The sequence below is a fragment of the Brevundimonas sp. A19_0 genome (genome assembly GCF_017744255.1).
In the GTDB taxonomy this organism is placed as follows: domain Bacteria; phylum Pseudomonadota; class Alphaproteobacteria; order Caulobacterales; family Caulobacteraceae; genus Brevundimonas.
Genome location: NZ_JAGHQP010000012.1, coordinates 55,262 through 78,215 on the forward strand (window position 1 = coordinate 55,262; position 22,954 = coordinate 78,215).

The 22,954-nt window shown below is 68.7% G+C and carries 24 protein-coding genes; 17 read left to right on the plus strand and 7 right to left on the minus strand.

The features are described 5' to 3' along the window. The first annotated feature begins 25 nt into the window (after positions 1-25). On the plus strand, positions 26-2,080 hold the full coding sequence (locus J7346_RS11255) for an oligopeptide transporter, OPT family (RefSeq protein WP_209120031.1): 2,055 nt from the start codon (positions 26-28) through the stop codon (positions 2,078-2,080). Between the two features lie 170 nt (positions 2,081-2,250). Beyond that, positions 2,251-4,083, plus strand: coding sequence for a translational GTPase TypA (gene typA, locus J7346_RS11260; protein ID WP_209120032.1), 1,833 nt, complete (start codon positions 2,251-2,253; stop codon positions 4,081-4,083). Between the two features lie 77 nt (positions 4,084-4,160). Here the strand turns inward: typA and J7346_RS11265 are convergent, their stop codons facing one another. Further along, positions 4,161-4,403, minus strand: a complete 243-nt coding sequence (locus J7346_RS11265; protein WP_123287986.1) for a GlsB/YeaQ/YmgE family stress response membrane protein — start codon at positions 4,401-4,403, stop codon at positions 4,161-4,163. A 194-nt stretch (positions 4,404-4,597) separates the two neighbouring features. Between J7346_RS11265 and J7346_RS11270 the strand changes: the two genes are divergently transcribed. Then, on the plus strand, positions 4,598-4,981 hold the full coding sequence (locus J7346_RS11270; protein ID WP_209120033.1) for a helix-turn-helix transcriptional regulator: 384 nt from the start codon (positions 4,598-4,600) through the stop codon (positions 4,979-4,981). A gap of 109 nt (positions 4,982-5,090) precedes the next feature. Further along, positions 5,091-5,876: a histidinol-phosphatase gene (gene hisN, locus J7346_RS11275; protein ID WP_209120034.1), complete on the plus strand. Its 786-nt coding sequence runs from the start codon at positions 5,091-5,093 to the stop codon at positions 5,874-5,876. Here hisN and rarD read toward each other — a convergent pair. Together rarD and J7346_RS11285 are read right to left on the minus strand one after the other, a co-directional pair. Further along, positions 5,873-6,796, minus strand: a complete 924-nt coding sequence (gene rarD / locus J7346_RS11280) for an EamA family transporter RarD (protein ID WP_209120035.1) — start codon at positions 6,794-6,796, stop codon at positions 5,873-5,875. The two genes, hisN and rarD, sit on opposite strands and share 4 nt — an antisense overlap. Beyond that, a complete protein-coding gene (locus J7346_RS11285) occupies positions 6,796-7,842 on the minus strand; it encodes an aspartate-semialdehyde dehydrogenase (RefSeq protein ID WP_209120036.1) in 1,047 nt (348 codons plus the stop codon). The genes rarD and J7346_RS11285 overlap by 1 nt, the downstream gene beginning before the upstream one ends. A gap of 152 nt (positions 7,843-7,994) precedes the next feature. On the opposite strand from J7346_RS11285, the gene zapE reads away from it, so the two are divergent. After that, complete coding sequence (zapE, locus tag J7346_RS11290) at positions 7,995-9,140, plus strand: cell division protein ZapE (protein WP_209120037.1); 1,146 nt, start codon at positions 7,995-7,997, stop codon at positions 9,138-9,140. Next, entirely contained in the window at positions 9,140-9,754 is a 615-nt protein-coding gene (locus J7346_RS11295; protein ID WP_209120038.1) for a YbjN domain-containing protein, read from the plus strand. Before zapE ends, J7346_RS11295 begins: the two co-directional genes overlap by 1 nt. Before the next feature lie 111 nt (positions 9,755-9,865). Here the strand turns inward: J7346_RS11295 and mdh are convergent, their stop codons facing one another. Beyond that, positions 9,866-10,828: a malate dehydrogenase gene (gene mdh, locus J7346_RS11300; RefSeq protein WP_209120039.1), complete on the minus strand. Its 963-nt coding sequence runs from the start codon at positions 10,826-10,828 to the stop codon at positions 9,866-9,868. Between the two features lie 84 nt (positions 10,829-10,912). On the opposite strand from mdh, the gene J7346_RS11305 reads away from it, so the two are divergent. Next, positions 10,913-11,350, plus strand: a complete 438-nt coding sequence (locus tag J7346_RS11305; protein WP_209120040.1) for an HIT domain-containing protein — start codon at positions 10,913-10,915, stop codon at positions 11,348-11,350. Here J7346_RS11305 and J7346_RS11310 read toward each other — a convergent pair. Beyond that, positions 11,325-11,936 (minus strand): hypothetical protein, encoded by a 612-nt coding sequence (locus tag J7346_RS11310; protein WP_209120041.1) that lies wholly within the window; start codon positions 11,934-11,936, stop codon positions 11,325-11,327. The two genes, J7346_RS11305 and J7346_RS11310, sit on opposite strands and share 26 nt — an antisense overlap. A 176-nt stretch (positions 11,937-12,112) precedes the next feature. On the opposite strand from J7346_RS11310, the gene sdhC reads away from it, so the two are divergent. Genes sdhC through J7346_RS11345 form a run of 7 tightly spaced genes read left to right on the plus strand, consistent with a single transcriptional unit; the run spans position 12,113 to position 17,041 of the window. After that, positions 12,113-12,577, plus strand: a complete 465-nt coding sequence (gene sdhC / locus J7346_RS11315) for a succinate dehydrogenase, cytochrome b556 subunit (RefSeq protein ID WP_209120042.1) — start codon at positions 12,113-12,115, stop codon at positions 12,575-12,577. Then, on the plus strand, positions 12,574-12,981 hold the full coding sequence (gene sdhD / locus J7346_RS11320; RefSeq protein WP_209120043.1) for a succinate dehydrogenase, hydrophobic membrane anchor protein: 408 nt from the start codon (positions 12,574-12,576) through the stop codon (positions 12,979-12,981). Before sdhC ends, sdhD begins: the two co-directional genes overlap by 4 nt. A 4-nt stretch (positions 12,982-12,985) precedes the next feature. Further along, entirely contained in the window at positions 12,986-14,785 is a 1,800-nt protein-coding gene (sdhA, locus tag J7346_RS11325; RefSeq protein WP_209120044.1) for a succinate dehydrogenase flavoprotein subunit, read from the plus strand. A gap of 3 nt (positions 14,786-14,788) precedes the next feature. Next, positions 14,789-15,592 (plus strand): succinate dehydrogenase iron-sulfur subunit, encoded by an 804-nt coding sequence (locus J7346_RS11330; protein WP_209120045.1) that lies wholly within the window; start codon positions 14,789-14,791, stop codon positions 15,590-15,592. Next, positions 15,592-15,912 carry a 2Fe-2S iron-sulfur cluster-binding protein gene (locus tag J7346_RS11335; RefSeq protein ID WP_209120046.1) on the plus strand — a complete coding sequence of 107 codons (321 nt, stop codon included), beginning with the start codon at positions 15,592-15,594 and terminating at the stop codon, positions 15,910-15,912. The genes J7346_RS11330 and J7346_RS11335 overlap by 1 nt, the downstream gene beginning before the upstream one ends. Before the next feature lie 41 nt (positions 15,913-15,953). After that, positions 15,954-16,721: a kinase gene (locus J7346_RS11340; protein ID WP_209120047.1), complete on the plus strand. Its 768-nt coding sequence runs from the start codon at positions 15,954-15,956 to the stop codon at positions 16,719-16,721. Continuing rightward, entirely contained in the window at positions 16,718-17,041 is a 324-nt protein-coding gene (locus J7346_RS11345) for a PilZ domain-containing protein (RefSeq protein WP_209120048.1), read from the plus strand. Before J7346_RS11340 ends, J7346_RS11345 begins: the two co-directional genes overlap by 4 nt. A gap of 6 nt (positions 17,042-17,047) precedes the next feature. Here the strand turns inward: J7346_RS11345 and J7346_RS11350 are convergent, their stop codons facing one another. After that, the gene (locus tag J7346_RS11350; protein ID WP_209120049.1) at positions 17,048-17,902 is read right to left on the minus strand and encodes a haloacid dehalogenase-like hydrolase; all 855 of its coding nucleotides are present in this window, start codon (positions 17,900-17,902) and stop codon (positions 17,048-17,050) included. 32 nt (positions 17,903-17,934) lie between these two features. Beyond that, on the minus strand, positions 17,935-20,277 hold the full coding sequence (locus J7346_RS11355; protein ID WP_348521500.1) for an ATP-binding protein: 2,343 nt from the start codon (positions 20,275-20,277) through the stop codon (positions 17,935-17,937). Positions 20,278-20,420: 143 nt separating this feature from the next. Between J7346_RS11355 and J7346_RS11360 the strand changes: the two genes are divergently transcribed. The 3 genes from J7346_RS11360 (at position 20,421) to J7346_RS11370 (ending at position 22,947) form a co-directional block, all read left to right on the plus strand. After that, on the plus strand, positions 20,421-20,819 hold the full coding sequence (locus J7346_RS11360) for a metallopeptidase family protein (protein ID WP_209120068.1): 399 nt from the start codon (positions 20,421-20,423) through the stop codon (positions 20,817-20,819). Between the two features lie 197 nt (positions 20,820-21,016). Continuing rightward, positions 21,017-21,448 (plus strand): DUF2141 domain-containing protein, encoded by a 432-nt coding sequence (locus J7346_RS11365; RefSeq protein ID WP_209120050.1) that lies wholly within the window; start codon positions 21,017-21,019, stop codon positions 21,446-21,448. A gap of 23 nt (positions 21,449-21,471) precedes the next feature. Then, entirely contained in the window at positions 21,472-22,947 is a 1,476-nt protein-coding gene (locus J7346_RS11370; protein ID WP_209120051.1) for a carotenoid oxygenase family protein, read from the plus strand. The last annotated feature ends 7 nt before the right edge of the window (positions 22,948-22,954 follow it).

Consider the following 22,954-nt stretch of genomic DNA (forward strand, 5'->3'; position numbering starts at 1 on the left):
GGTTCACCGCAACGAGGGGACCATCATGACCGACATCGATACGTCTGCGCCCGGCAAGCGCCGGCGCCTTGAACTGACGCTCCGCGCGCTCGTGCTGGGCTGCGTGCTGGCGGTGATCTTCACCGCCGCCAACACCTATCTGGGGCTCAAGGTCGGCCTGACCTTCGCCTCGGCCATTCCGGCGGCGGTCATCTCCATGGCCCTGCTGCGCGGCTTCCACACCTCGACCATCTGGGAAAACATGACGGTCCAGACCGTCGCCTCGGTCGGCGGCGCGATGAGCTCGATCATCTTCGTCCTGCCCGGTCTGGTGATGATCGGCTGGTGGCTGGAATTCCCCTTCTGGATCTCGACCCTGATCTGCATCTTCGGCGGCATTCTGGGCGTGACCTTCTCCATCCCGCTGCGCCGGGCGCTCGTCACCGGGGGCGGCCTGCCCTATCCGGAAGGCGTCGCCGCCGCCGAGGTGCTGAAGGTCGGCTCGCGCGGCGCCCAGCAGACCGAAAGCGCCGTCCGCGAGAACAAGGCCGGCCTGCTGGTCGTGGTCGTCGGCGCCGTGATCTCGGCCGTCTATGCCTGGCTGATCGCCGCCCGCGCCTTTGCCGGAGAGGCCGCCCGCTACTTCAAACTGCCGGCCGCGCTGGGCGGCGGCGCGACGGGCATGGGCTTTGGCATGCAGTTCGCCCTGCTGGGTGCGGGCCATCTGATCGGCCTGTCGGTCGGTCTGGCCCAGCTGTTCGGCCTGATCCTGGCCTGGGCCATCGCCGTGCCGATCCTGACCTCGCCCGACACCATCGCCTGGCTGACCGCAATCGGCATTCCCTCGATCGCCGGCACCCTGCCGGCGGGCGTGTCCGCCGAGGAGCTGGCCGGGACCGTCTGGAGCCGCGAGGTCCGCTTCATGGGCGCCGGCGTGATCGGCGTGGCCGCCATCTGGACCCTGATCAAGCTGGCCGGCCCCCTGATCGGCGGCCTGGCCTCGGCGCTCGCCGCCCAGGCCCGCCGCAATGAGGGTCTGGCCCTCGACATCACCGAACAGGACATTCCGATCCGGATCGTCGGCGGCCTGTCGCTGGCCGCGCTCGCGGGCATCACCGCCGTGCTGGCCTGGTTCGCCCAGACCACGCCCGTGCTGGCCGGATCGACCGCCATGCTGGTCGCCGGCGGGCTGGTTTATGTGACCCTGATCGGCTTCGCCGTGGCGGCCATCTGCGGCTATATGGCCGGCCTGATCGGCTCGTCGAACAGCCCGGTCTCGGGCGTCGGCATCCTCGCCATCGTCATCGCCTCGGTGCTGATGCTGGGGGTCATGGCCGTATCCGGCGTACCCGCCGATCCCGCCATCATCGCCTTTGCCCTGATCGTCACTGCCGTGGTCTTTGCCGTCGCGGTCATCGCCAATGACAACCTCCAGGACCTCAAGACCGGCCAGCTGGTCGGCGCCACCCCCTGGCGCCAGCAGACGGCCCTGATCGTCGGCGTGGTCGCCGGCGCCCTGGTCATCCCCTTCATCCTGAACCAGATGAACGGCGCCTTCGGCTTCGAGGGCGGCCCGCCCGGTATCGCCAACCAGCCGCTGGCCGCCCCCCAGGCCACCCTGATCTCGGCGCTCGCCCGCGGCGTGATCGGCGGCGACCTGCGCTGGGACCTGATCGGCCTCGGTGCCCTGATCGGCGTCGTCATCATCGTCCTCGACATCGTGCTGTCGGGCGCCAGCAAGGGCCGCATCAAGCTCCCGCCGCTGGCCGTCGGCATCGGCTTCTACCTGCCGGCCGCCGTCACCATGATGCTGGTCGTGGGCGCCGTCTGCGGCTGGCTGTATGACCGGGCCGTCTCGGGCACCCGCTTTGCCGATGTGGCGCGCCGCATGGGCGTGCTGCTGGCGTCCGGCCTGATCGTCGGCGAGAGCCTGTTCGGCGTCGTCTATGCCGGCATCATCGTCGCCACCCGCAACGAGGCGCCGCTGGCCCTCCTGCCCGAGGGCAGCGCCTGGCCGGCCATGACTGCGGGCATTGTCGCCTTCGTCGTCCTGACCTTCGCCCTCTACAGCTGGGTCCGCGGACGCTCGGCGAAAGTCTGATCCCCGGCCCCGGCGTCCGGAGCGGCGCCGGGGCCCCTCCTCCCCGACAATGAAAACCGGCGACGGCTGGCCTTTCGTCGCCCGGACCTGTATGAGGCGCGCGCTCCCCGCACCGTCGCCCTCACCCTGCGGCCCGCATCTGCCGGCCGCCCTGCACGTCTGATAGCTCCATGAACCTTCGCAACGTCGCCATCATCGCCCACGTCGACCACGGCAAGACCACCCTGGTGGACCAGCTGCTGGCCCAGTCCGGCGTGTTCCGCGCCAATGAGGCGACCACCGAGCGCGCCATGGACTCCAACGATCAGGAGCGCGAGCGCGGCATCACCATCCTGGCCAAGGCCACCTCGGTCCTGTGGAACGGCAAGGCCGGCGAGACCCGCATCAACATCATCGACACCCCCGGCCACGCCGACTTCGGCGGCGAGGTCGAGCGGATCCTCGGCATGGTCGACGGCTGCGTCATCCTGGTCGACGCCGAAGAAGGGGTCATGCCCCAAACCAAATTCGTGCTGACCAAGGCGCTCAAGATGGGCCTGCGCCCCATCCTCTGCATCAACAAGGTCGACCGCGCCCACGCCGATCCCGACCGCGTGCACCTCGAGACGATGGAGCTGTTCGAGGCCATCGGCGCCACCCCGGAACAGCTGGACTTCCCCCACATCTATGCCTCGGGCCGTAACGGCTGGGCGACGCTGGATCTGGACAAGCCCAATGACAACCTCGCGCCCCTGTTCGACCTGATCGTCGACCACGTGCCGCCGCCCGCCGTCGCCGAGAACACCGACAAGCCGTTTCGCATGCTCAATGTGCTGATCGAGAGCGACCCCTTCCTGGGCCGCCTGCTGACCGGCCGCATCGAGTCCGGCAAGGCCATCCCCGGCATGCCGATCAAGGCCCTGTCGCGCGACGGCAAGATGATCGAGCAGGGCCGCATCACCAAGGTGCTGGCCTTCCGCGGCCTGAAGCGTCAGCCGATCGACGAGGGTGCCGAGGCCGGCGACATTGTCGCCATCGCCGGCATGGCCAAGGCCACCGTGGCCGACACCCTGTGCGCGCTTGAGGTCACCGAGGCGCTCGACGCCCAGCCGATCGATCCGCCCACCATCTCCATGACCGTCGGCGTCAACGACAGCCCGCTGGCCGGCCGCGAGGGCGACAAGGTGCAGTCGCGCGTCATCCGCGACCGCCTGCTGAAGGAAGCCGAGGCCAATGTCGCCATCCGCGTCACCCAGACCCCGGGCGCCGACGCCTATGAGGTCGCCGGTCGCGGCGAACTGCAGCTGGGCGTGCTCATCGAGAACATGCGCCGCGAGGGCTTCGAGGTCTCCATCAGCCGCCCGCGCGTGGTCTACAAGACCGGCGAGAACGGCGAGCGTCTGGAGCCGATCGAGGAAGTCGTCGTCGACGTCGATGACGAATACACCGGCGTGGTCATCGAGAAGCTGTCGGCCCGCAAGGCCGAGCTGAAGGACATGGGCCCCTCGGGTGCCGGCAAGACCCGCATCAGCCTGATGTGCCCGTCGCGCTCGCTGATCGGCTATCAGGGCGAATTCCTGACCGACACGCGCGGTTCGGGCGTGCTGAACCGCGTCTTCAGCCACTATGAGCCGCACAAGGGCGAGATCGCCGGCCGCCTCAAGGGCGTGCTGATCTCCAACTCGGACGGCGAAACCGCCGCCTTCGCCCTGTGGAACCTTGAGGACCGCGGCGTCATGTTCGTGGGCGCGGGCGAGCGCACCTATCAGGGCATGATCATCGGCGAGAACAGCCGCTGGGACGACCTCGACGTCAACCCGATCAAGGGCAAGCAGCTGACCAATGTCCGCGCCGCCGGCAAGGACGAGGCCGTGCGCCTGACCCCGCCGCGCGTCATGAGCCTGGAGCAGGCCATCGCCTATATCGACGAGGACGAACTGGTCGAGGTGACGCCCAAGTCGATCCGTCTTCGCAAACAGGTCCTGAACCCCAGCTTCCGCAAGAAGCGCGTCCGCCCCGAATAGGGCCGGCGTTTCTACCGGACACGAAAAAGGGCGGCTCCGCAGGGAGCCGCCCTTTCTGTTTTCAGATCGTCAGCCGATCAGGCGCGACGCTTCACCAGTCCCAGCAGGAACAGCAGGATGATGGCGCCGATGGTGGCGACGATGGTCGAACCGATCCAGCCACCCCAGGCAAAGCCGAGGGCATTGGCCAGGAAACCACCGATCACGGCACCCACGATACCGACGATCAGGTTGGTGAGAAGGCCGTGGCTGCGGCCCATGATCTGTTCAGCCAGCCAGCCGGCAATGATACCGACGATGATCCAGAAAATGATATTCATGTGAGCTTCCTTCCTTAGAGCGTCCAAGCTGAACCTTTAATGCGCGCCCCTGCCCCCGGGTTGCATGCAGGCCGCGCCCCATCGGGATTCGCATATCGTCGTCATTCCCCCGTCACGCGACCCCGGCACGAGGTTTGCCGCGTGAAGGGCGAGCCGTTCCGTTTCGGGACAGGTCGCAACATGGGGAAATGGCCATGGCCACTGACATCGATCTTCACCTGGGGCGTCGCCTGCGCCGCCGCCGCCGCCTTCTGGGCCTGACGCAACAGCAGCTGGCCACCCAGGTCGGCATCCGCTTCCAGCAGATCCAGAAGTATGAGTGCGGCGCCAATCGCATCTCGGCGGCCCGCCTGTGGCAGCTGTCCGAGGCGCTGGAAACGCCCGTCAGCTATTTCTACGACGGCCTGACCGAGGCGCTGGAGCGCAGCGAGACCGCCGGCGGCGCCGGGGGCGAAATGTTCTCGCGCAAGGAAACCCTCGACCTGATCCAGGCCTACTACCAGCTGGGCGAGCGTCCGCGACGGCGCCTGCTGGATCTGGCCAAGTCGCTGCACTCTGAAGGCGACGCCGTAGCCTAGAGCCTGATCGTTTGAGACAGAACCCTGGCGGGGTTCTGGTGAAAGCGTGAATCATGCTCTCGCAGAATGCGGGTGACGACGGGCGGCGGCGTCTGTATGCCGCCCACCCATGACCGCACATGAAGCCTTCGCCCTCGAGCTCGCTCGCGTCGCCGCCGACGTGACCCTGCCCCTGTTCCGCACGGGGGCCGTCGCCGAGGACAAGGGCGAACCGGGCGCCTTCGACCCGGTGACCGAGGCCGACCGGGGCGCCGAGGCGGCCATGCGCCGCCTGATCGAGGCCCACTTTCCCGAGCACGGCATCGTCGGCGAGGAATATGGCGCCGACCGCCCGGACGCCGAATATGTCTGGGTCCTGGATCCTGTCGACGGCACCCGCGCCTTCGTCGCCGGCCTGCCGCTGTGGACCACATTGATCGGCCTGACCCATCGGGGACGCCCCGTGGTGGGGGCTGTCGCCCAGCCCTATCTCGACGAGGTCTTCCTCGGCGGGCCGTCCGGCGCGCGCTGCGTCACGCGGGGAGCCGAGACGCCGATCGCCACCCGCCCCTGTCCGAGACTGAATGACGCGGTCATCGCCACCACCGACCCGGACATCTTCACCGGGGCCGAGCTGGGTGGCTGGCGACAGGTCCGCGCCACCGCCCGCCTCGCCCGGCTGGGCTGCGACGCCTATGCCTATGCCATGCTGGCCTCGGGCCACATCGACCTGGTGGCCGAGACGGGCCTCAAGCCCTGGGACTGGACGGCTCTGGTCGCCCTGATCGAGGCCGCGGGCGGGCGGGTCACCGACTGGCTGGGCGAAACGCCCTGTGACGATGGCCGCATTCTGGCTGTCGGCGATGCCGCCCTCACGGATCAGGCGCTGCTCACCCTCCGCCGCGCGGTCGGCTAGACTGGCTCCGCCTGCGATTCCAGGGCCTTGCGCGACAGGCGCGCGCGGCGCCACGCCGCCCACAGGAAGACGGCGGCGCCCAGCCAGATGAAGCCGAACGACACCCCGCGCAGCCAGGTGAACTCCTCACCCTGACTGACCCCGATGACGAAGCTGATCGTCGGGGCGATGAACTGCAGGAAGCCGATGGTCGTCAGCGGCAGTCGCCGGGCCGCCCACGAGAACAGCACCAGCGGGCCGACCGTCACCGGCCCGGCCATGGCCAGCCAGAAGGCCGCGTTCGGACTGTCGAAGAACACGCCCGTGCCCTGCATCTGCAGCCAGATCAGCCAGGCCAGGCCGAACGGCGCCATGATCAGGCATTCGACGAACAGGCCGGCCTGGGCCTCGGCCCGCACGCGCTTCCGGATCACCCCATAGGCGGCGAACGACACCGCCAGCGTCAGCGAGATGATCGGCAGTCGACCCAGTGCCACGGCCTGCAGGGCCACACCCGTGGCCGCCAGCGCAATGGCTACCAGCCCCGCCCGGCTCAGCCGCTCGCGGAACAGCCAGGCGCCCAGCGCCATGTTGAACAGCGGGTTCAGATAATAGCCGAGGCTGGTCTCCAGCGTGTGGCCATGGTTCACCGCCCAGACGAACAGGCCCCAGTTGAGGGCGATCAGCGTGGTCGACAGGATCAGCCAGCCCAGCGTCCGGCGGTCGGCAAAGGCGGCCTTCACCTGATCCGACTGCCGGGCCCAGACGACCAGCACCGCGGCCCAGACCACGCCCCAGACGGCCCGGTGGCCCATGATCTCGAAGGCATCGGCCCCCGCCGCGCCCATGGGCTGATAGATCAGGGGCGACAGCCCCCACAGGACATAACACCCCAGCCCCGCCAGCAGGGCGGCGCGACCGTCCGGCGCGGCCGTCGTCATCAGACGGTCAGGCTGCGATAGCCGTCAGCGGGCTTGATGGTGCCGGTCTCGTCCAGCAGCTGGGCGATCTGGACGGCGTTCAGGGCCGCGCCCTTGCGCAGATTGTCGGACACCACCCACAGGTTCAGGCCGTTCTCGACCGTCGGGTCCTTGCGGATACGGCTGACGAACACGGCAAAGTCGCCCGCTGCATCGACCGGCGTGACGTAGCCATCGGCCTCCTGCTTGTCGACGACCAGCACGCCGGGCGCCTCGCGCAGGATTTCACGGGCCTCGTCGGGCGAAATGGGACGGTCGAACTCGACCGTGACCGATTCCGAATGGCCGACAAACACCGGCACCCGCACACAGGTGACGGTCAGCTTGATCTCCGGATCAAGGATCTTGTGGGTCTCGGCCCACATCTTGGCTTCCTCATCCGTATAGCCGTCGTCGCGGAACGCCCCGATCATCGGGATCAGGTTAAAGGCGATCTGCTTGGGGAAGACCTTCGGCGTGGCGTCGCCCAGACCATAGATGGCCTTGGTCTGGGTCCACAGCTCGTCCATGGCCTCCTTGCCCGCGCCGGACACCGATTGATAGGTCGAGACCACGCAGCGCTTGATCTTCGCGGCGTCATGCAGGGGCTTGAGCGCCACCACCAGCTGGGCGGTCGAACAGTTCGGATTGGCGATGATGTTCTTCTTCCGCGCATCCTTGACCGCGTCCGGGTTCACTTCCGGCACGATCAGCGGCACGTCCGGGTCCATGCGGAAGGCCGAGGAATTGTCGATGACGATCGGGCCGGCCTTGCCGATCCGTTCCGCCCATTCGCGGCTGACGTCGCCGCCCGCGCTCATCAGCACCACATCGACCTTGGAAAAGTCGAAGGTCTCAAGATTTTCGCATTTGACGGTCTTCTCGCCGAAGGCCACCTCGACGCCCTGCGACTTCCGCGAGGCGATGGCGTGCAGCTGCGACACCGGAAAGTTCAGCTCCTCCAGGATGTTCAGCATTTCCTGGCCGACATTGCCGGTGGCGCCTACGACGGCGACGCGATAGCCCATTGTGGTCTGTCCTTCGGACGCCCTGCGCGCGCGCCACGGACGCGCGCTGCTCAAGGGCAGGGTGGGGGATGCGGGGTACGGTGCCCATGTAATCATTCCCCCGCCCCACGCAATCGCTTTTCAGTCCCGCGCGCACCCGCTAGGCGGGACCCATGGCTTCCCGTATCGAACGCGCCCACGCGAAAAAGCTGAAAGACGGCGTCCTCAAGCCCGATCCGGGTCAGGACGCGGCCCTCAAGGCGCTGGCCCGGCTGGAGAAGGACCTGGGCCGGCGCGGCCTGTTCGGAGGCGTGCCCGAGGTGCGCGGCGTCTATCTCTACGGCCCGCCCGGTCGGGGCAAGTCCATGCTGATGGACCTGTTCTTCGCCCAGGTGCAGGAGCCCCGGAAAAAACGCGCCCACTTCCACGCCTTCCTGTCGCGCGTCCATGGCCTGATCCGCAGCTGGCGCGAGGGCGACAAGCGGGCACGCAAGGCAACCTTCGGCCAGTGGAAGGGCGATGATCCGATCGGACCGGTCGCCGCCCTGATCGCCTCCGAGGCGCGCCTGCTGTGCTTTGACGAGCTCCAGGTCACCGATATCGCCGATGCCCTGATCCTCGGGCGCCTGTTCCAGGCCCTGTTCGAGCACAAGGTGGTGCTGGCCGTGACCTCGAACCGCCGGCCGCAGGACCTGTATCTGAACGGGGTCAACCGCGAGCTGTTCGTTCCCTTCATCGATCTTATCGAGGCGCGCTGCGAGCGGGTCGAGGTCGCAGGCTCGCAGGACTGGCGCATCGACGCCCTCGCCTCGGCCCCGGCCTGGTACGACTCCACCGACGCCGACGGGCGGGCGGGGTTCGACGCCCTTTGGCAGCGCCTGCGCGGCGACGAGCCCGAGGCTGCGGCCGCTCTCGACGTGCTGGGCCGGGAAATCCGGCTGCCCCGCACGGTCGGCGGCATGGCCCGCGCCACCTTCGCCGACCTGTGCCAGCGCGCGCTGGGCCCCAACGACTACCTCGCCCTCGCCGACCGCTTCCACACCCTGTTCCTCGAGGATGTCCCGGTCCTGCGCCCCGACGACCACGCCGCCGCCCGCCGTCTGGTGACCCTGATCGACGCCCTGTATGAAGCGAAGACCCGTCTGGTCGTGCTGGCGGCGGCCCCCGCCGAGCGCCTCTATCCGGAGGGGCAGGAGACCTTCGAATTCGGCCGGACCGTATCCCGGCTCAAGGAAATGACCGGCAAGGGCTGGCTCGCCGCCACAGGATCGCCGCCGTCGCCCACCATGAACGACCCAAAGCTCCAAGGGAGAGACTGATGTTCACCACCCCCCGCACCCTGGCCGCCCTGGCCGTCGCCCCGCTTCTGCTGATGGCCGCTCCGTCGCTGGCAGCCACCGATCCGGGCACAGCGCCCGCTGCCCGCCCGGCCGCGCAGGATCCGGTGCTCGGCCTGACTCCGGCCGAGGTCCGCGCCTGGCTGATCGAAAAGGGGGCCACAGTGGCCGTTCCCCGGACCATTGAAGGTGAGACCATCGAGGGGGAAGCCTTCCAGGGCCAGACCGTCCTGCAGGTCAACGACGGCAGCACGAATTGGCTGATCTTCTTCTACGGCTGCGATGCCACCGGCCGCTGTCAGGACATCCAGTTCGCCGCCAACATCGTGGCCGACGGCCTCTCCCTGGACCGGATCAATGCCTGGAATCGCGAGCAGCGCTTCGTGAAGGGCTATCTGCAGATGAACCCCAACGGCACCAATGCCGCAGTGCTGCAGTTCGACGTGCTGTTGCAGCCCGGCCTGGGTGTCGAACAGATGAACGACCCGACCGTGGTCTGGCTGGAGCTGCTGGCCCGCTTCATCGAAAGCCTGATCGCACCGACGAACGAGGTCGCCCCGGCCGCTCCGGTGACCCTGCCGACCACCGGCTCCTAGGCGTTCAATAGATCAGGTCGTCGGGCCCCGCACGCTCGCCGGGCCCGCGCCTGACATTGGCGGCCCGATGCCCGGGGCATCGGGGGCGGCCGAAGCCGCCCCCTTGCCGTATCAGGCCAGCGAGCCGTCGACGTCCTTGCAGGCCTGGATCAGGCCCTTCACCGAGTCGACCGACTTCTGCAGCATCGCCTTCTCGTCGTCATTGGTCGAGAATTCGATGATCTTCTCGACGCCCGCGGCGCCGATCAGGGCCGGCACGCCGACGTACAGGTCCGACAGGCCGTATTCACCGTTCAGGTGCACGGCACAGGGCAGGACGCGCTTCTGGTCCAGCAGATAGGAGCGGGCCATGGCGATGGCCGATTCCGCCGGGGCATAGAAGGCTGAGCCGGTCTTCAGCAGGGCCACGATCTCGCCGCCGCCCTTGCGGGTGCGCTCGACGATGGCGTCCAGCTCGCCCTGCGACAGGAAGCCGGCCGAGACCGCGTCCGGCAGGGGCAGGCCACCGACGGTCGAGTGGCGCACCATGGGCACCATGTCGTCGCCGTGACCGCCCAGGGTCCAGGCGTGGATGTCCTGGATCGACACGCCGGTCTTCTCGGCGAGGAAATAGGCAAAGCGGGCCGAGTCCAGCACGCCGGCCATGCCGACGACCTTCTCCTTGGGCAGGCCCGAGAATTTCTGCAGGGCCCAGACCATGGCGTCGAGCGGGTTGGTGATGCAGATGACGAAGGCGTTCGGCGCGTGGGCCTTGATGCCCTCACCCACGGCCTTCATGACCTTGAGGTTGATGCCGATCAGGTCGTCGCGGCTCATGCCCGGCTTGCGCGGCACACCGGCGGTAACGATGCAGACGTCGGCGCCCGCAATGTCGGCATAGTCATTGGCGCCCTTCAGGGCGACGTCGGTGCCGATCACGGCGGTGGCCTCGGCGATGTCCAGCGCCTTGCCCTGCGGCATGCCTTCGGCGATGTCGAACAGCACCACATCCCCCAGCGCTTCGCGCGCCGCGATGTGGGCCAGGGTGCCGCCGATCATTCCGGCACCGATAAGGGCGATCTTGGCGCGAGCCATGGACAGTCTCCTGAAGAAGGCTTGAGGGAGGAATTCGGTGCGCGCGGTCTAGACCCGGGCGGGGCGCACTGCAAGGCTGGGCGCATGACCGCCTTTGCCGCCGACCCGGCCTTTGATGCCGGATCCCTTGCCGTCGCCGACTGGCCGCTCTGTCAGCTGCGGTTGCAGGACGATGCCCGGTTTCCGTGGCTGATCCTGATCCCGCGCGTGCCGGGCGCGGTCGAGATCGAGGATCTGTCGCCCGAGGACCGCACGCGGTTTCTGGACGAGGGGCTGCGCGCCGGGCGGCTGATCCGCGAGATGGGCGAGGCGCTGGGGCGGCCGGTCGACAAGCTGAACATGGCCGCGCTCGGCAATGTCACCGCCCAGCTGCACCTGCATGTGATCGGGCGTCGGCGCGATGATCCGGTCTGGCCTGATCCTATCTGGGGCCGGGGCACGGCGCATCGCTGGGGCGAGGCGGAGCGCGACCGGCTGCTGGCCCTGATCCGCGCGGCTAGTCCTGACGCGGGACCAGACTGACCGACAGGCGCCGGCGTTCGCCTTGCAGGGTGCCGGTCCAGCCCCGACCGGACCGCACCAATTCCAGCGTGCCGCCCTCGGCCGGGCCCTGGGCAATCAGCAGCAGGGTCACGGCGTCGCTCTCACGACGGCCGGACGTCAGGGTGCCGGCGCCCGGCGTCACCCGCGACATCCACGCCCCCTCGATCGGCAGGCCCGAGCCGGGATCGCTCAGCACCAGCGCCATCAGCACGGCGCCGTCCTCACCTACCAGCTGCCAGGCACCGTCCATCGGCCCCATGCGCTGGTCCATGCGCTGCTCGGCCGAGGTCACGCCCTGGTCGTAGGCGAGCGCCGCATCGGTGGGACCGGCCTCGAATTGGCCGCGGTATTCATCGATGGCCACGGTCGCGCGCACCGGCCCGCGATAGGTGGAACTGGAGTCGCCCTCCGCCTCGCCGCCCAGATCCCCCGTCGGCTCGAACGGCCGGATAGGCGGGGCCTCATAGAGGGCCTGACTGGGCAGGGGCGCGACGCCGGGATCCTGTGCAGTGGCGATCCCGGGGGCAGCAAGGGCGATCAGCAGGGCAAGGGCAGTCAGCTTCATGGCCCGACCCTAACGCGTCAGCGCGACATTCGGCCACCCCATGCGACCGGTCTGTGTCCGGGGCCGTATATTCGCCCGTGGCGCCGCCGTTCGTTGACAGGGCCGCGCGCGCCTCTCTAAAGCCTTCCCTGTTCCTCCGTCCGTTGTTTTGTCCCAGGTTTTTGAGAACCATTCGCATGTCGGACCCGATTCCGGGCAGCGCCGCGCCCCAGGCCACGCCGCCCCAATTCTACACCCCGCAGCCGAACGGACGCGTGCGTCCGACCTCGCCCCACCTGCAGATCTGGCGCTGGCACGTCACCATGCTGGGATCGATCCTGCACCGGATCACCGGCGCGGGTCTGGTCGGCGGACTGGTGCTGGTGGCCCTGTGGCTGGGCGCCCTGGCCTTCGGCGCAGAGGCCTATGACACCTTTGTCGCCCTGGCGGGCTCGCCGCTGGGCCTGATCGCCTGGTTCGCCCTGTCGCTGGCGGCCTTCTATCATCTGGCCTCGGGCATCCGGCACCTGATCTGGGATACGGGCGCGGGCCTGTCGCCGAAGGGCGCTTCCACCCTGACGACGGCCACCCTGGTATTCGCCCTGGTCGCCACCCTGGCCTTCTGGGCCTGGCTGTTCTCTGCCGGAAAGGTCACGCTGTGAGCGCGCACAAGGCCCTGTACCGCAAGAATGTGAAGGTCGCCGAGCACAAGGGCGCCGGCGCCTGGCTGGCCGAGCGGCTGTCGTCGCTGGTTCTGGTGCCGCTGATCCTGTGGGCCCTGTGGTCCGCCGCCATGATCGCGGGCACCGGCTACCAGGGCGCACTGGACTGGTTCGCCCAGCCGCTCAACACCTGGGTGCTGGCCGCCACCTGGCTGGTCACCCTGTGGCACGCCAACATGGGTATCACGGTGATCATCGAGGACTATATCCACAAGCGCTCGACCCTCGGCCTGCTGCTGGGCCTCAACGCGCTTGTCTGTCTGGGGCTGGCGGCGGTCGGCCTGTTGTTCATCACGCGACTGGCGACGGGTTCGGACCCGCTGCCGGCGGGCTTCGGAGTCTAGTCGATTGGCCTCTTACGAATTCGTCGATCACGAATATGACGTCGTCGTCGTGGGCGCGGGCGGATCGGGCCTGCGCGCGGCGCTCGGCGCGGCGCGCGAGGGCCTGAAGGTCGCCTGCGTCACCAAGGTCTTCCCGACCCGCTCGCACACGGTCGCGGCCCAGGGCGGCATCTCGGCCAGCCTCGGCAATATGGGCGAGGACGACTGGCGCTGGCACATGTACGACACCGTCAAGGGGTCGGACTGGCTGGGTGACCAGGACGCCATCGAATATCTGGTCCGCGAGGCCCCCAAGGCCGTCTATGAGCTGGAGCACTGGGGTGTGCCCTTCAGCCGGAACGAGCAGGGCAAGATCTACCAGCGCGCCTTCGGCGGCATGACCAAGAATTTCGGCGAGGGCCCGGTGCAGCGCACCTGCGCCGCCGCCGACCGCACCGGCCACGCCATCCTGCACACCCTGTACGGTCAGTCGGTGCGCCGCGAGGTGAAGTTCTTCGTCGAATATTTCGCGCTCGACCTGATCATGCAGGAGCAGGCCTCGGGCCCCGCCGCCTGCACCGGCGTCACCGCGCTCCAGCTCGACACCGGCCAGCTTCACCGCTTCCGCGCCAAGATGGTCATCCTGGCCACCGGCGGATACGGCCGCGCCTATTTCTCGGCCACCAGCGCCCACACCTGCACGGGTGACGGCAATGCCATGGTGCTGCGCGCCGGCCTGCCGCTGCAGGACATGGAGTTCGTCCAGTTCCACCCGACCGGCATCTATGGCGCCGGCTGCCTGATCACCGAGGGTGCCCGGGGCGAGGGCGGCTATCTGACCAACTCGGAAGGGGAGCGCTTCATGGAGCGCTACGCCCCCTCGGCCAAGGATCTGGCCAGCCGTGACGTCGTCAGCCGCTCGATGACCATCGAGATCCGCGAAGGCCGCGGCGTCGGTCCGAACAAGGACCACATCTTCCTGCACCTCGACCACCTCGACCCGAAAATCCTGCACCAGCGCCTGCCGGGGATTTCCGAGTCGGCCAAGATCTTCGCCGGGGTCGATGTGACCAAGGCACCGATCCCGGTGCTGCCGACCGTCCACTACAATATGGGCGGCATCCCCACGAACTATCACGGCGAGGTCCTGACCAAGGTCGGCGACGACGGCAGTGTGGTGGTCCCCGGCCTGATGGCGGTGGGCGAAGCCGCCTGTGTCTCGGTGCACGGCGCCAACCGTCTGGGCTCCAACTCCCTGACCGACCTCGTGGTGTTCGGCCGCGCCGCCGGCCTGCGCGCCGGTCAGGTCGTCGACAAGGCCTCGAAGGTCCCCGACGCCCCGGCCTCGGCGACCGACGGCCACCTGGCCCGCCTCGACCGCTTCCGCAATGCCTCGGGCGACACGCCGACCGCCCAGCTGCGCCTGCGCATGCAAAAGGCCATGCAGTCCGACGCGGCCGTCTTCCGCACCGGCAAGACGCTGGACGAGGGCGTCGCCAAGCTGCGCGACATCGACGGCGCCATCGGCGACATCCGCGTCACCGACCGCGGCATGATCTGGAACACCGACCTGATCGAGACCCTGGAGTACGACAATCTGATCGCCCAGGCCGTGGTCACGATCGAGAGCGCGGCCAACCGCAAGGAAAGCCGCGGCGCCCACGCGCGCGAGGACTTCCCCGACCGCGACGACGCCAACTGGATGAAGCACACCCTGGCCTGGAAGGGCCCGGGCGAGACGGTGAAGATCGACTATCGCGCCGTCCACGACTTCACCCTGACCGACGAGATCGACTACATCAAACCCAAGGCGCGGGTGTACTAAGCCATGGCTGAACTCTCCCTCCCCCGTGCGTCCCAGCCCAAGCGTGGCAAGGTGCACAAGGCCCCGAAGGGGGCGAAGAACGTCAAGACCTACAAGGTCTATCGCTACGACCCCGAGGTGGATGCCAATCCGCGCTGGGACGTGTTCGAGGTGTCGGCCGACGACCACGGCCCGATGCTGCTGGACGCCCTGATCCACATCAAGAACACCATCGACCCGACCCTGTCGTTCCGGCGCTCCTGCCGCGAGGGCATCTGCGGCTCGTGCTCGATGAACATCGACGGGCGCAACACCCTGGCCTGCACCAAGGGCTGGGACGAGTGCTCTTCGTCGAACATCTCGATCGCGCCCCTGCCGCACCAGCCCGTGGTCAAGGACCTGGTCACCGACCTGACCCTGTTCTACGCCCAGTACGACTCGATCCAGCCCTACCTGCAGTCGGACGAGCCGGATCCGACCACCGAGCGCCTGCAAAGCCCGGCCGACCGCGAGAAGCTGGACGGCCTGTACGAGTGCATCCTGTGCGCCTGCTGCTCGACCTCCTGCCCCAGCTACTGGTGGAACCAGACCGAATACCTCGGCCCGGCCGCCCTGCTGCAGTCCTACCGCTGGATCGCCGACAGCCGCGATGACGCCACCGACAAGCGCCTCGACGACCTCGAGGACCCGTTCAAGCTTTATCGCTGCCACACCATCATGAACTGCGCCCAGGTCTGTCCGAAGGGGCTGAACCCGGCCAAGGCCATCGCCGAGACCAAGAAGCTGATGGTCTCGCCCGCCCGCAAGAAGGCCAGGGCGCCCGCCTGATGGCGAAGATCACCTATATCGAGCATGACGGCACCGAGCATGTCGTGGAGGTCAAGAACGGCCTCAGCGTCATGGAAGGCGCCATTCGCAACAATGTCCCGGGCATCGACGCCGACTGCGGCGGGGCCTGCGCCTGCGCCACCTGCCACGTCTATGTGGACGAGGCGTTTGCCGCCGAGACGGGCCGGGCCAGCGCCATGGAGGAGTCGATGCTCGACTTCGCCGAAAACGTCGAACCCAATTCGCGCCTGTCGTGCCAGATCCGGGTCTCCGACGACCTGGACGGCCTGATCGTGCGCCTGCCCGAACACCAGCACTGAGCGCCCCCGCCGACATCGTCGCCCCCGATCTGGTGGCTCTGGTGGGCCGGTTGATCGAGGCCGCGCCCGGGGATCGCCCCGCCCGCATCGCCATCGTCGGGGCGCAAGGGTCCGGCAAGACCACCCTGGCCCGGGCCGCCGCCCATGCCTTTGGCGCGGCGCAGATCTCCATCGACGACGTCTATCTGACCCGCGCCGAACGTGAGGCCATGGCCCGCGATGTCCACCCCCTCTTCGTCATGCGCGGTCCGCCCGGCACCCATGATCTGGGCATGCTGTCGGACATCATGGACCAGCTGGCGGCGGCCGGCCCCGACGACACCACCTGGCTGCCCGACTTCGACAAGCGCGGCGACGACCGCCTGCCCCGCGATCGCTGGCGGCCGTATCGGGGACGGCCCTCGGCCATACTGATCGACGCCTGGTGCCTCGGGGCCCTGGCCGAGGACGCCGCCGCCCTCGACCGCCCCATCAATGCGCTGGAGCAGGGCCGCGACCCGGACGGGGACTGGCGCCGCGCGGTCAACCAGTTTGTCGCCGGGCCGTACCGCGCCTTCGCCGACAGCCTCGACGCCATCCTGTTCCTTCAGGCCCCGTCATTCGACGTGGTGCTCGACTGGCGCTGCCAGCAGGAGGCCGACCTGCTGGGTGTCGATCCCGCCGACCTGCCGGCCGAAGAGCGCGCGCGCCTTGCCGACTTCATCCAGTATTTTGAGCGCGTCACCCGGCGCATGCTGGCGGGCGGCGTCACCGCTGACGTCACGGTGAAACTGGATCGAAACCGTGTGCCGGGCCCTATAGTCGGATGAGCATCGAGCGTCGCCTTGAACCCCGCAGCCCGGCCAACGGCCGCGCCCTGCTGGTTGCCCATGCGGTCGAGCACACCTGCCGGCTGGTGGACCAGTCGCGCTCCGGCCTGCGCATCCGTCTGGACCGCCAGATCAGCCTGCCGCCCCAGCTGCACATTGTCGACATCGGCCTCGGCGTCGCCACCCCGGTCCAGGTCGTCTGGCAAAAAGGCATGGACGCCGGCCTGAAGCGCACCGGCGAGGGCGCCACCCTGCGCGGTCTGGTGCCTTCGCGCCTGATCGCGGTGCGCGACGCCTGGCACCGGGCCGGAGGCCGCTGACCCGCTTCAGCCCGCCGGCATGGTCCCGGCGTTGACGGCGATCCGGCCGACCAGTCCCTTGACGATCAGGTCCAGCGGCGAGCCCTCGCGATAATCCGCCGCCGCCACGAAATTCACCCGGTCCTCGCTGATCAGGGAATAGATCTTTTGCTGGTCGCGCTCGCTGTTGCGCGGGTCATAGACGGCGATCGAGAAGCCGCCCTTGGTGTGCATCATCTTCATGGTCGGCACATCGGTGTCGCCGTCGCCGAGGAAGATCATCCGCTCGAACGGCACCGGGCGCTCGGCATCCGGGATAAAGCGGTTGATCTTGTCGTGCTCAAAGTGGTTGAGCACGCCCTTGTTGATGCGGAACAGATACTGGGTCTTGGTCGTGTAGTTCACGCCCACCGCCGGCCAGACAGCCACCCCGTCCTTGTCGTAGACGAATTTCGACGCGAACACGTGGCGGAAGGCATCGCGGATCGGACAGCCGTCGATCATCTCCTCCAGCCCGGCCGAGATGATATAGTGTTCGATATCAAGACCATAGGACCGACCAAAGGCGTTCATGCGGTCGAACCAGCCCGGCCCCGTCAGATCGGTCTTCAGCCCGTCGAACAGCTTCACATCATGGCCGTGGTCGCGCAGCGCCCGCTTGGTGATCGGCGCATCATTCTCGCGCGCCCGCTGCAGCATCAGCTGCATGTACATCAGAATGCCGTCACCGTCGGCCTGCCGGGTCAGGGTCTCGGCCTCTTCCCAGAAGGCGCCCTTCTCCATCCCGACCGAGGGGATGAAGCTGACCTCCTGCATGTTTCCGCGGGCAAGCGTGCCGTCGAAATCATAGATCAGAGCGGTCTTCAGCAGGGGTCTGGCCATGGAATGTCCCTCGGCGGTGATGCCGCGACGGGTTAGTGAGCCGGACCCGCCCTGTCAAAGCGAACCGCGTCCCCGGCTCCCGCCGCCGGCGTCACCCGCGGCAAATGCAGGCTGAAGGTCGCCCCCTCGCCCGGCACGCTCTCGACCTCGGCCCAGCCGCCGTGCAGTTCGACCAGCGCCTTGGTCAGGGCCAGTCCCACGCCCGGCCCGCCCCGCTCGCGCCGGACGAACCGGTCGAACACATGCGGTTGCAGGTGATAGGGAATGCCCCGCCCGGTGTCCGAGACGCGCAGCCGTACCTCGCCCTCGCCGGCCACGGCTTCCAGCGTCACCAGACCGTCCTCGCCGACGGCACGCGCCGCATTGTCCAGCAGATGATCCAGCGCCTGGGCCACGCGGGTGCGGTCGGCCTCGATCTCGCCGATGTCGCGCGGAATGCTGACCAGCAGGCGCGCCCCGCGCCCCTCGATCCGCGGCCGGACGGCCTCGGCCGCCTCGCTCAGCAGATCGGCCAGCCGGATCGGTTGCAGCGTCAGGTCCATCTCGCCGGCGTCGATCTGGGCCATATCCAGCACATCGTCGATCGAGCGCGCCAGCTGGGTGGCGGCCACGCGGATGGCGCCCGCATGCTGGCGGCTGCGATCCGGCAGTTCGCCCGAGGCTTCCAGCAGTTCCGAGTATCCGACGATGGTCGTCAGCGGCGTACGCAATTCATAGGACACACTGCCGACGAACTCGCGCTTCAGCGCCTGGCTCTCGGCCAGCGCCGCCTCGCGCTCGCGCAGCGCCTGTTCCAGCGCGCGCTGGGCCGTCACATCGGAAAAGGCCACCAGGGTCGCCCCGTCGGGCAGAGGACGCGTCTGCCATGCTGTGATGCGGCCATCGACCGTGCGCCCCTCGCCCGATACCGCCACGCGGCTTTCCGGATCAGGGTCGGCCACCCGCGCCTTCAGCCCCAGCCACAGGCCGGGATCAGGCAGCACCTTGCGACACACCTCGGCCACGGCCTCGAAATCGGCCTGCGGATCGAAGCGCTGGGGCGACGGGCCCCAGAAGGCAGAAAACGCCTCATTGTGCAGCCGCAGCCGCCCGTCCGAGCCGAACACGGCCACCGCATCGTTCAGCTTGTCCAGCGTGGCGCGCTGCACCTGCAGCTGGCCATTGAAACGGCTGCGCAGGTTCAGCTCGTCCGTGATGTCCGAGAAGATCAGCAGGATGCCGCCCAGCGGGTGGGGCTGGCGCACGACGCGCAGGGTGCGCCCGTCGGGCAGGGACCAGCTGTCGTCCGGTGCGGCCTCGGTCGCCCCGTAGAACTCGAGCTCGCGCGCGCGCCAGCCGGCATAGTCGATCACCTCGGGCAACAGGCGCCGCTGACGCAGCCGGTCCAGCAGCTCGGCATGGGTGGGTCGCTCGTCCAGCCAGGCGGGGTCGAGATCGAACAGGGTCTGGAAGGCCGTATTGTGGAAGGCCAGCCGCTTGGACGGGCCGAAGATCGCCACCGCATCGGCCAGATGGTTCAGCGTCTCGTCATGGGCCTCGACGTGACGACGCAGGGTGTCGCGCGTCTCCTCGGCCTCGGTCATCTCGATGGCAAAGGCGGTCACCGCCCCGCCGCCCACGCTGGGCTCGGCCAGAATGCGCCACGCCTTCCTGCGGCCATCCGTGGTGGTCCAGCGGAAGCCTTCCTGCCGGGTCGCCTGCCGCAGGGCATCAGCCACGATCGCCTCGGCCCCGCGGTCAAAGGTCAGCTGGCGTTGCAGGGCGTCCTCGAGGCTCCCGGCGCGCACCGCCGCCAGCCACGCCCGGTTGGCCCAGGCCAGACGACCGGTCGAGTCCACCACCCAGGTCGGCACCGGAGAGGCATCGGCCAGCAAACCCGCCGCGCTCTCGCCCGCACCCAGCCCCGCCGTGATCTCGGCATCGGTGAAGCGCAGCCAGGCCGATCCCGCCAGCGCCCGGCCCTCGATGCGCCACACCCCGCTGTCGGTCTGCAATGCCAGGTCAAAGGCCACGCCCGAGTCGACCAGCGCCTTCATCCGCGCGGCGTCGGCGGCGACAACCCGGTCGATCAGCACATCGCCGGCCGCCCGCTCCCCCTCGGACAAAGCTTCCATCAGGCTCGGGTCGCCAAACACCTGACCGGCGCAGAGACCACCGTCCGCATCGGCGACGATCTGAACGCGCACCTCGCGCATCATCGCCAGACAGGCGTCGCGGGTGGCGATCAGGTCCGCCCGGCTTTCCAGTTCGGCTTCCAGCGCGGCCTCGGTGCGGCGCGCGCGGGCGTCCAGCCGCCACGCCCAGGCGCTGACTGCCAGCGCAAGGCCTGCGGCTCCCACCGTGGCCACATAGGCGATGTCCGCTCCCGCGATCACGCTAGCCCTACCTCCATCCGCCGGACCGGGACCGACGGCTTGATTCGCCCGTTCACCATACCCCAAGATGGGCCGCTTGCACCGCCACCCCCGCACGCGTCCGGAGACCCGCCCTGGCCCAAGCCTCATCGCCTCCGACCGCCCTGTGGCAGGCGGACCCTCTCGCCCCGTCGCTGGATGATTTCGCCGCCCTCGCCCGCGCGGCGCTCGACGCCCTGCCCCAACCCTTCAAGGGCCTGGCCGAGGATGTGGTGCTGCGCGTCGATGACTTTGCCGATGCCGGGACCCTGGCGGCGTTCGACATGGAGGATCCGTTCGAGCTGACGGGCCTCTATCACGGCGTGGATGTCGGTCGGCGCGACGAGATGGGTCCCGCGGCCGAACCCTCGCGCATCTTCCTCTACCGCCGTCCCATCCTCGATGAATGGTGCGAGCGCGGCGATGTGGGGCTGGGCACCCTGATCACCCATGTGCTGATCCACGAGATCGGGCACCATTTCGGCCTGACCGACGACGACATCGACCGGATCGAGGACGACTGAGTCCCGGGCAGCGTCGCCCGTCCCGAAAACAGCTGGTCATTCGCGCATCGCCAGTGAACGGGCGGGGGTTCGACCTGTCCGTTGGCGAAGGCAAGGCGGCACTTTCCGTAAGCGGCGTGGCGCCGGCCGGAGCGCACGGTCAGGGTCTGGTCATCGACAGGGCGCCCCGCCCCGTCCCCCTGACCGGAGAGATTGTCATGAAGACTCGCATCGCCCTGATGGCCGCCGTCGCCGCCCTCGCCACCGCCGCCCTGCCCCCCGCCGCCCACGCCCAGGACGCGTCGGTCAAGGTCGAGTTCGAACTGGGCCGCTCCACCGGCTCGGTCATGCTGGTGCTGTTCGCCTCGGAGGCGGACTACAACACCGACCGTCCCGTGCGGAACGCCGTCATCCCCGCCGACGCCACGACCGTCAGCGTCACCTTCGAGGGGCTGGAGCCCGGCAGCTACGCCATCAAGTCGTTCCACGACATGAACGGCAATGGCGACATGGACACCAATCCGTTCGGCATGCCGATCGAGCCCTACGCCTTCTCCAACAATGCGCTCGGCAACATGGGTCCGGCCAGCTGGAGCGAAGCCCGCTTCACCGTCGAGGGCGACACCGTCCAGACCCTGATCCTGCGCTGATCGAACGCAAGAGGAGCTCCGCCATGATCCCGTCCCGTCGATCCTTCCTGCTGGGGGCTGCCGCGCTCGGCAGCACCGTCGTCACCCCCGATGTGGCCGAGGCCGCCCGGCTGATCACGGCCCAGGACGCCGTCACCTCTGACTGGGGCCTGGTCACCCGCGATGTGGAACGGGATCTGGTGCCCCATCGCCTGACCCGCATCCACGGGCGGGCCCCGGCGGGACTGGAGGGCGCCCTCTACCGCAACGGACCGGCCAAATTCCGCCGTCCGGGCGGCTCGGCCGAGCACTGGTTCGACGGGGACGGCCTGATCCGCCGGTTCGGCATCTCGGATGGTCAGGCGACCCTGTCGGCCCGCTTCGCCGACACCCCCAAACGCCGTCAGGAAGCCGAGATGGACGCCATGGTCGTGCCCGGCTTCGGCAGCCCGGGCGACTCTCGCGCCCGCATCGGATCGAACGACGACGCCAATGCGGCCAATACCTCGGTGCTCAGGGTCGGTGACGACCTGTGGGCCCTGTGGGAGGGTGGCTCACCCATGGCCATGGACCCCGACACCCTCGAGACGCGCGGCTTCGTCACCCTGCGCGACGACCTGAAGTCCATGCCCTTCCTCGCCCACCCGCGGGTCGAGCGCGACGGCCGCATCTGGAACCTCGGCATGAACGGCACCCAGGCCATTGTCTGGCGCCTCGCCGCCGACGGCGCGCTCGAGGACGCCCGCGTCGTCCGCCTGCCGCGCGCGTCCTATGTGCACGACTTCACCGCCACCGCCCGCCATCTGGTGATCGTGCTGCAGCCCTGGGTGCAGGTCCGCCAGACCATGCCCTTCTCCAGCGGCTTCGAGTGGCAGGCCGGCACCGGCACCCGGGTTCTGGTGCTGGACAAGGATGATCTCGACGTCCGCCGCGAGTTCGAACTGCCCGACTTCGGCTTCTTCCATCTGGGCGAGGCCTGGGAAGAGGCGGAGGGCACCATCCGCTTCGACGTCTGCGCCACCGACGACATGCGCTTTGCCGCAGCCGGCGCCTCGAAAATCCTGAACGGCGTGCCGGTTGGCAGCGAGCCCGCCCGTCTGGCGCTGGCGGCCCTGCGTCCGGACGGCTCTGCGCACCTGGAGCGGACGGCCTTCATCGCCGAGTTTCCGCGCAGCGATCCGCGCCGGGCGGGTCTGGCGCGGCGCTACAGCCTGCACACCTCGGGCGAGCATGCCGACCGGCCGTTCGCCAGCGCCATCGGCCTCTACGACTGGTCGGCCGGACGCGACATCCAGTACGACTTCGGTCCCGATCAGGTGGTCGAGGAAATGGTCGTGGTGCCCAAACCGGGCCGCAGTGGCGAGACCGACGCCTGGCTGGTCGGGCCGACCATCAATCTGCGCGAACAGGCGACCGAGCTCCATGTGCTGGACATGGCCCGGCTGGCCGACGGCCCGGTGGCCAGCTGGCGCTCGCACACGGCCGTGCCCGCCGGCTTCCACGGCATCTGGGCGGGCTAGAGCCGGA

What these genes read in the sequence shown, in the direction of transcription:
- J7346_RS11295 (WP_209120038.1), top strand. Translation starts at nt 9,140, where the DNA reads ATGTTCACCACCCCCCGCACCCTGGCCGCCCTGGCCGTCGCCCCGCTT.
- J7346_RS11350 (WP_209120049.1), bottom strand. Translation starts at nt 17,902, where the DNA reads ATGGCCAGACCCCTGCTGAAGACCGCTCTGATCTATGATTTCGACGGC.
- J7346_RS11365 (WP_209120050.1), top strand. Translation starts at nt 21,017, where the DNA reads ATGAAGACTCGCATCGCCCTGATGGCCGCCGTCGCCGCCCTCGCCACC.
- J7346_RS11285 (WP_209120036.1), bottom strand. Translation starts at nt 7,842, where the DNA reads ATGGGCTATCGCGTCGCCGTCGTAGGCGCCACCGGCAATGTCGGCCAG.
- J7346_RS11255 (WP_209120031.1), top strand. Translation starts at nt 26, where the DNA reads ATGACCGACATCGATACGTCTGCGCCCGGCAAGCGCCGGCGCCTTGAA.
- J7346_RS11265 (WP_123287986.1), bottom strand. Translation starts at nt 4,403, where the DNA reads ATGAATATCATTTTCTGGATCATCGTCGGTATCATTGCCGGCTGGCTG.
- J7346_RS11335 (WP_209120046.1), top strand. Translation starts at nt 15,592, where the DNA reads ATGGCGAAGATCACCTATATCGAGCATGACGGCACCGAGCATGTCGTG.
- J7346_RS11345 (WP_209120048.1), top strand. Translation starts at nt 16,718, where the DNA reads ATGAGCATCGAGCGTCGCCTTGAACCCCGCAGCCCGGCCAACGGCCGC.
- rarD (WP_209120035.1), bottom strand. Translation starts at nt 6,796, where the DNA reads ATGACGACGGCCGCGCCGGACGGTCGCGCCGCCCTGCTGGCGGGGCTG.
- typA (WP_209120032.1), top strand. Translation starts at nt 2,251, where the DNA reads ATGAACCTTCGCAACGTCGCCATCATCGCCCACGTCGACCACGGCAAG.
- J7346_RS11310 (WP_209120041.1), bottom strand. Translation starts at nt 11,936, where the DNA reads ATGAAGCTGACTGCCCTTGCCCTGCTGATCGCCCTTGCTGCCCCCGGG.
- J7346_RS11330 (WP_209120045.1), top strand. Translation starts at nt 14,789, where the DNA reads ATGGCTGAACTCTCCCTCCCCCGTGCGTCCCAGCCCAAGCGTGGCAAG.
- zapE (WP_209120037.1), top strand. Translation starts at nt 7,995, where the DNA reads ATGGCTTCCCGTATCGAACGCGCCCACGCGAAAAAGCTGAAAGACGGC.
- sdhC (WP_209120042.1), top strand. Translation starts at nt 12,113, where the DNA reads ATGTCGGACCCGATTCCGGGCAGCGCCGCGCCCCAGGCCACGCCGCCC.
- mdh (WP_209120039.1), bottom strand. Translation starts at nt 10,828, where the DNA reads ATGGCTCGCGCCAAGATCGCCCTTATCGGTGCCGGAATGATCGGCGGC.
- J7346_RS11305 (WP_209120040.1), top strand. Translation starts at nt 10,913, where the DNA reads ATGACCGCCTTTGCCGCCGACCCGGCCTTTGATGCCGGATCCCTTGCC.
- J7346_RS11270 (WP_209120033.1), top strand. Translation starts at nt 4,598, where the DNA reads ATGGCCACTGACATCGATCTTCACCTGGGGCGTCGCCTGCGCCGCCGC.
- J7346_RS11370 (WP_209120051.1), top strand. Translation starts at nt 21,472, where the DNA reads ATGATCCCGTCCCGTCGATCCTTCCTGCTGGGGGCTGCCGCGCTCGGC.
- hisN (WP_209120034.1), top strand. Translation starts at nt 5,091, where the DNA reads ATGACCGCACATGAAGCCTTCGCCCTCGAGCTCGCTCGCGTCGCCGCC.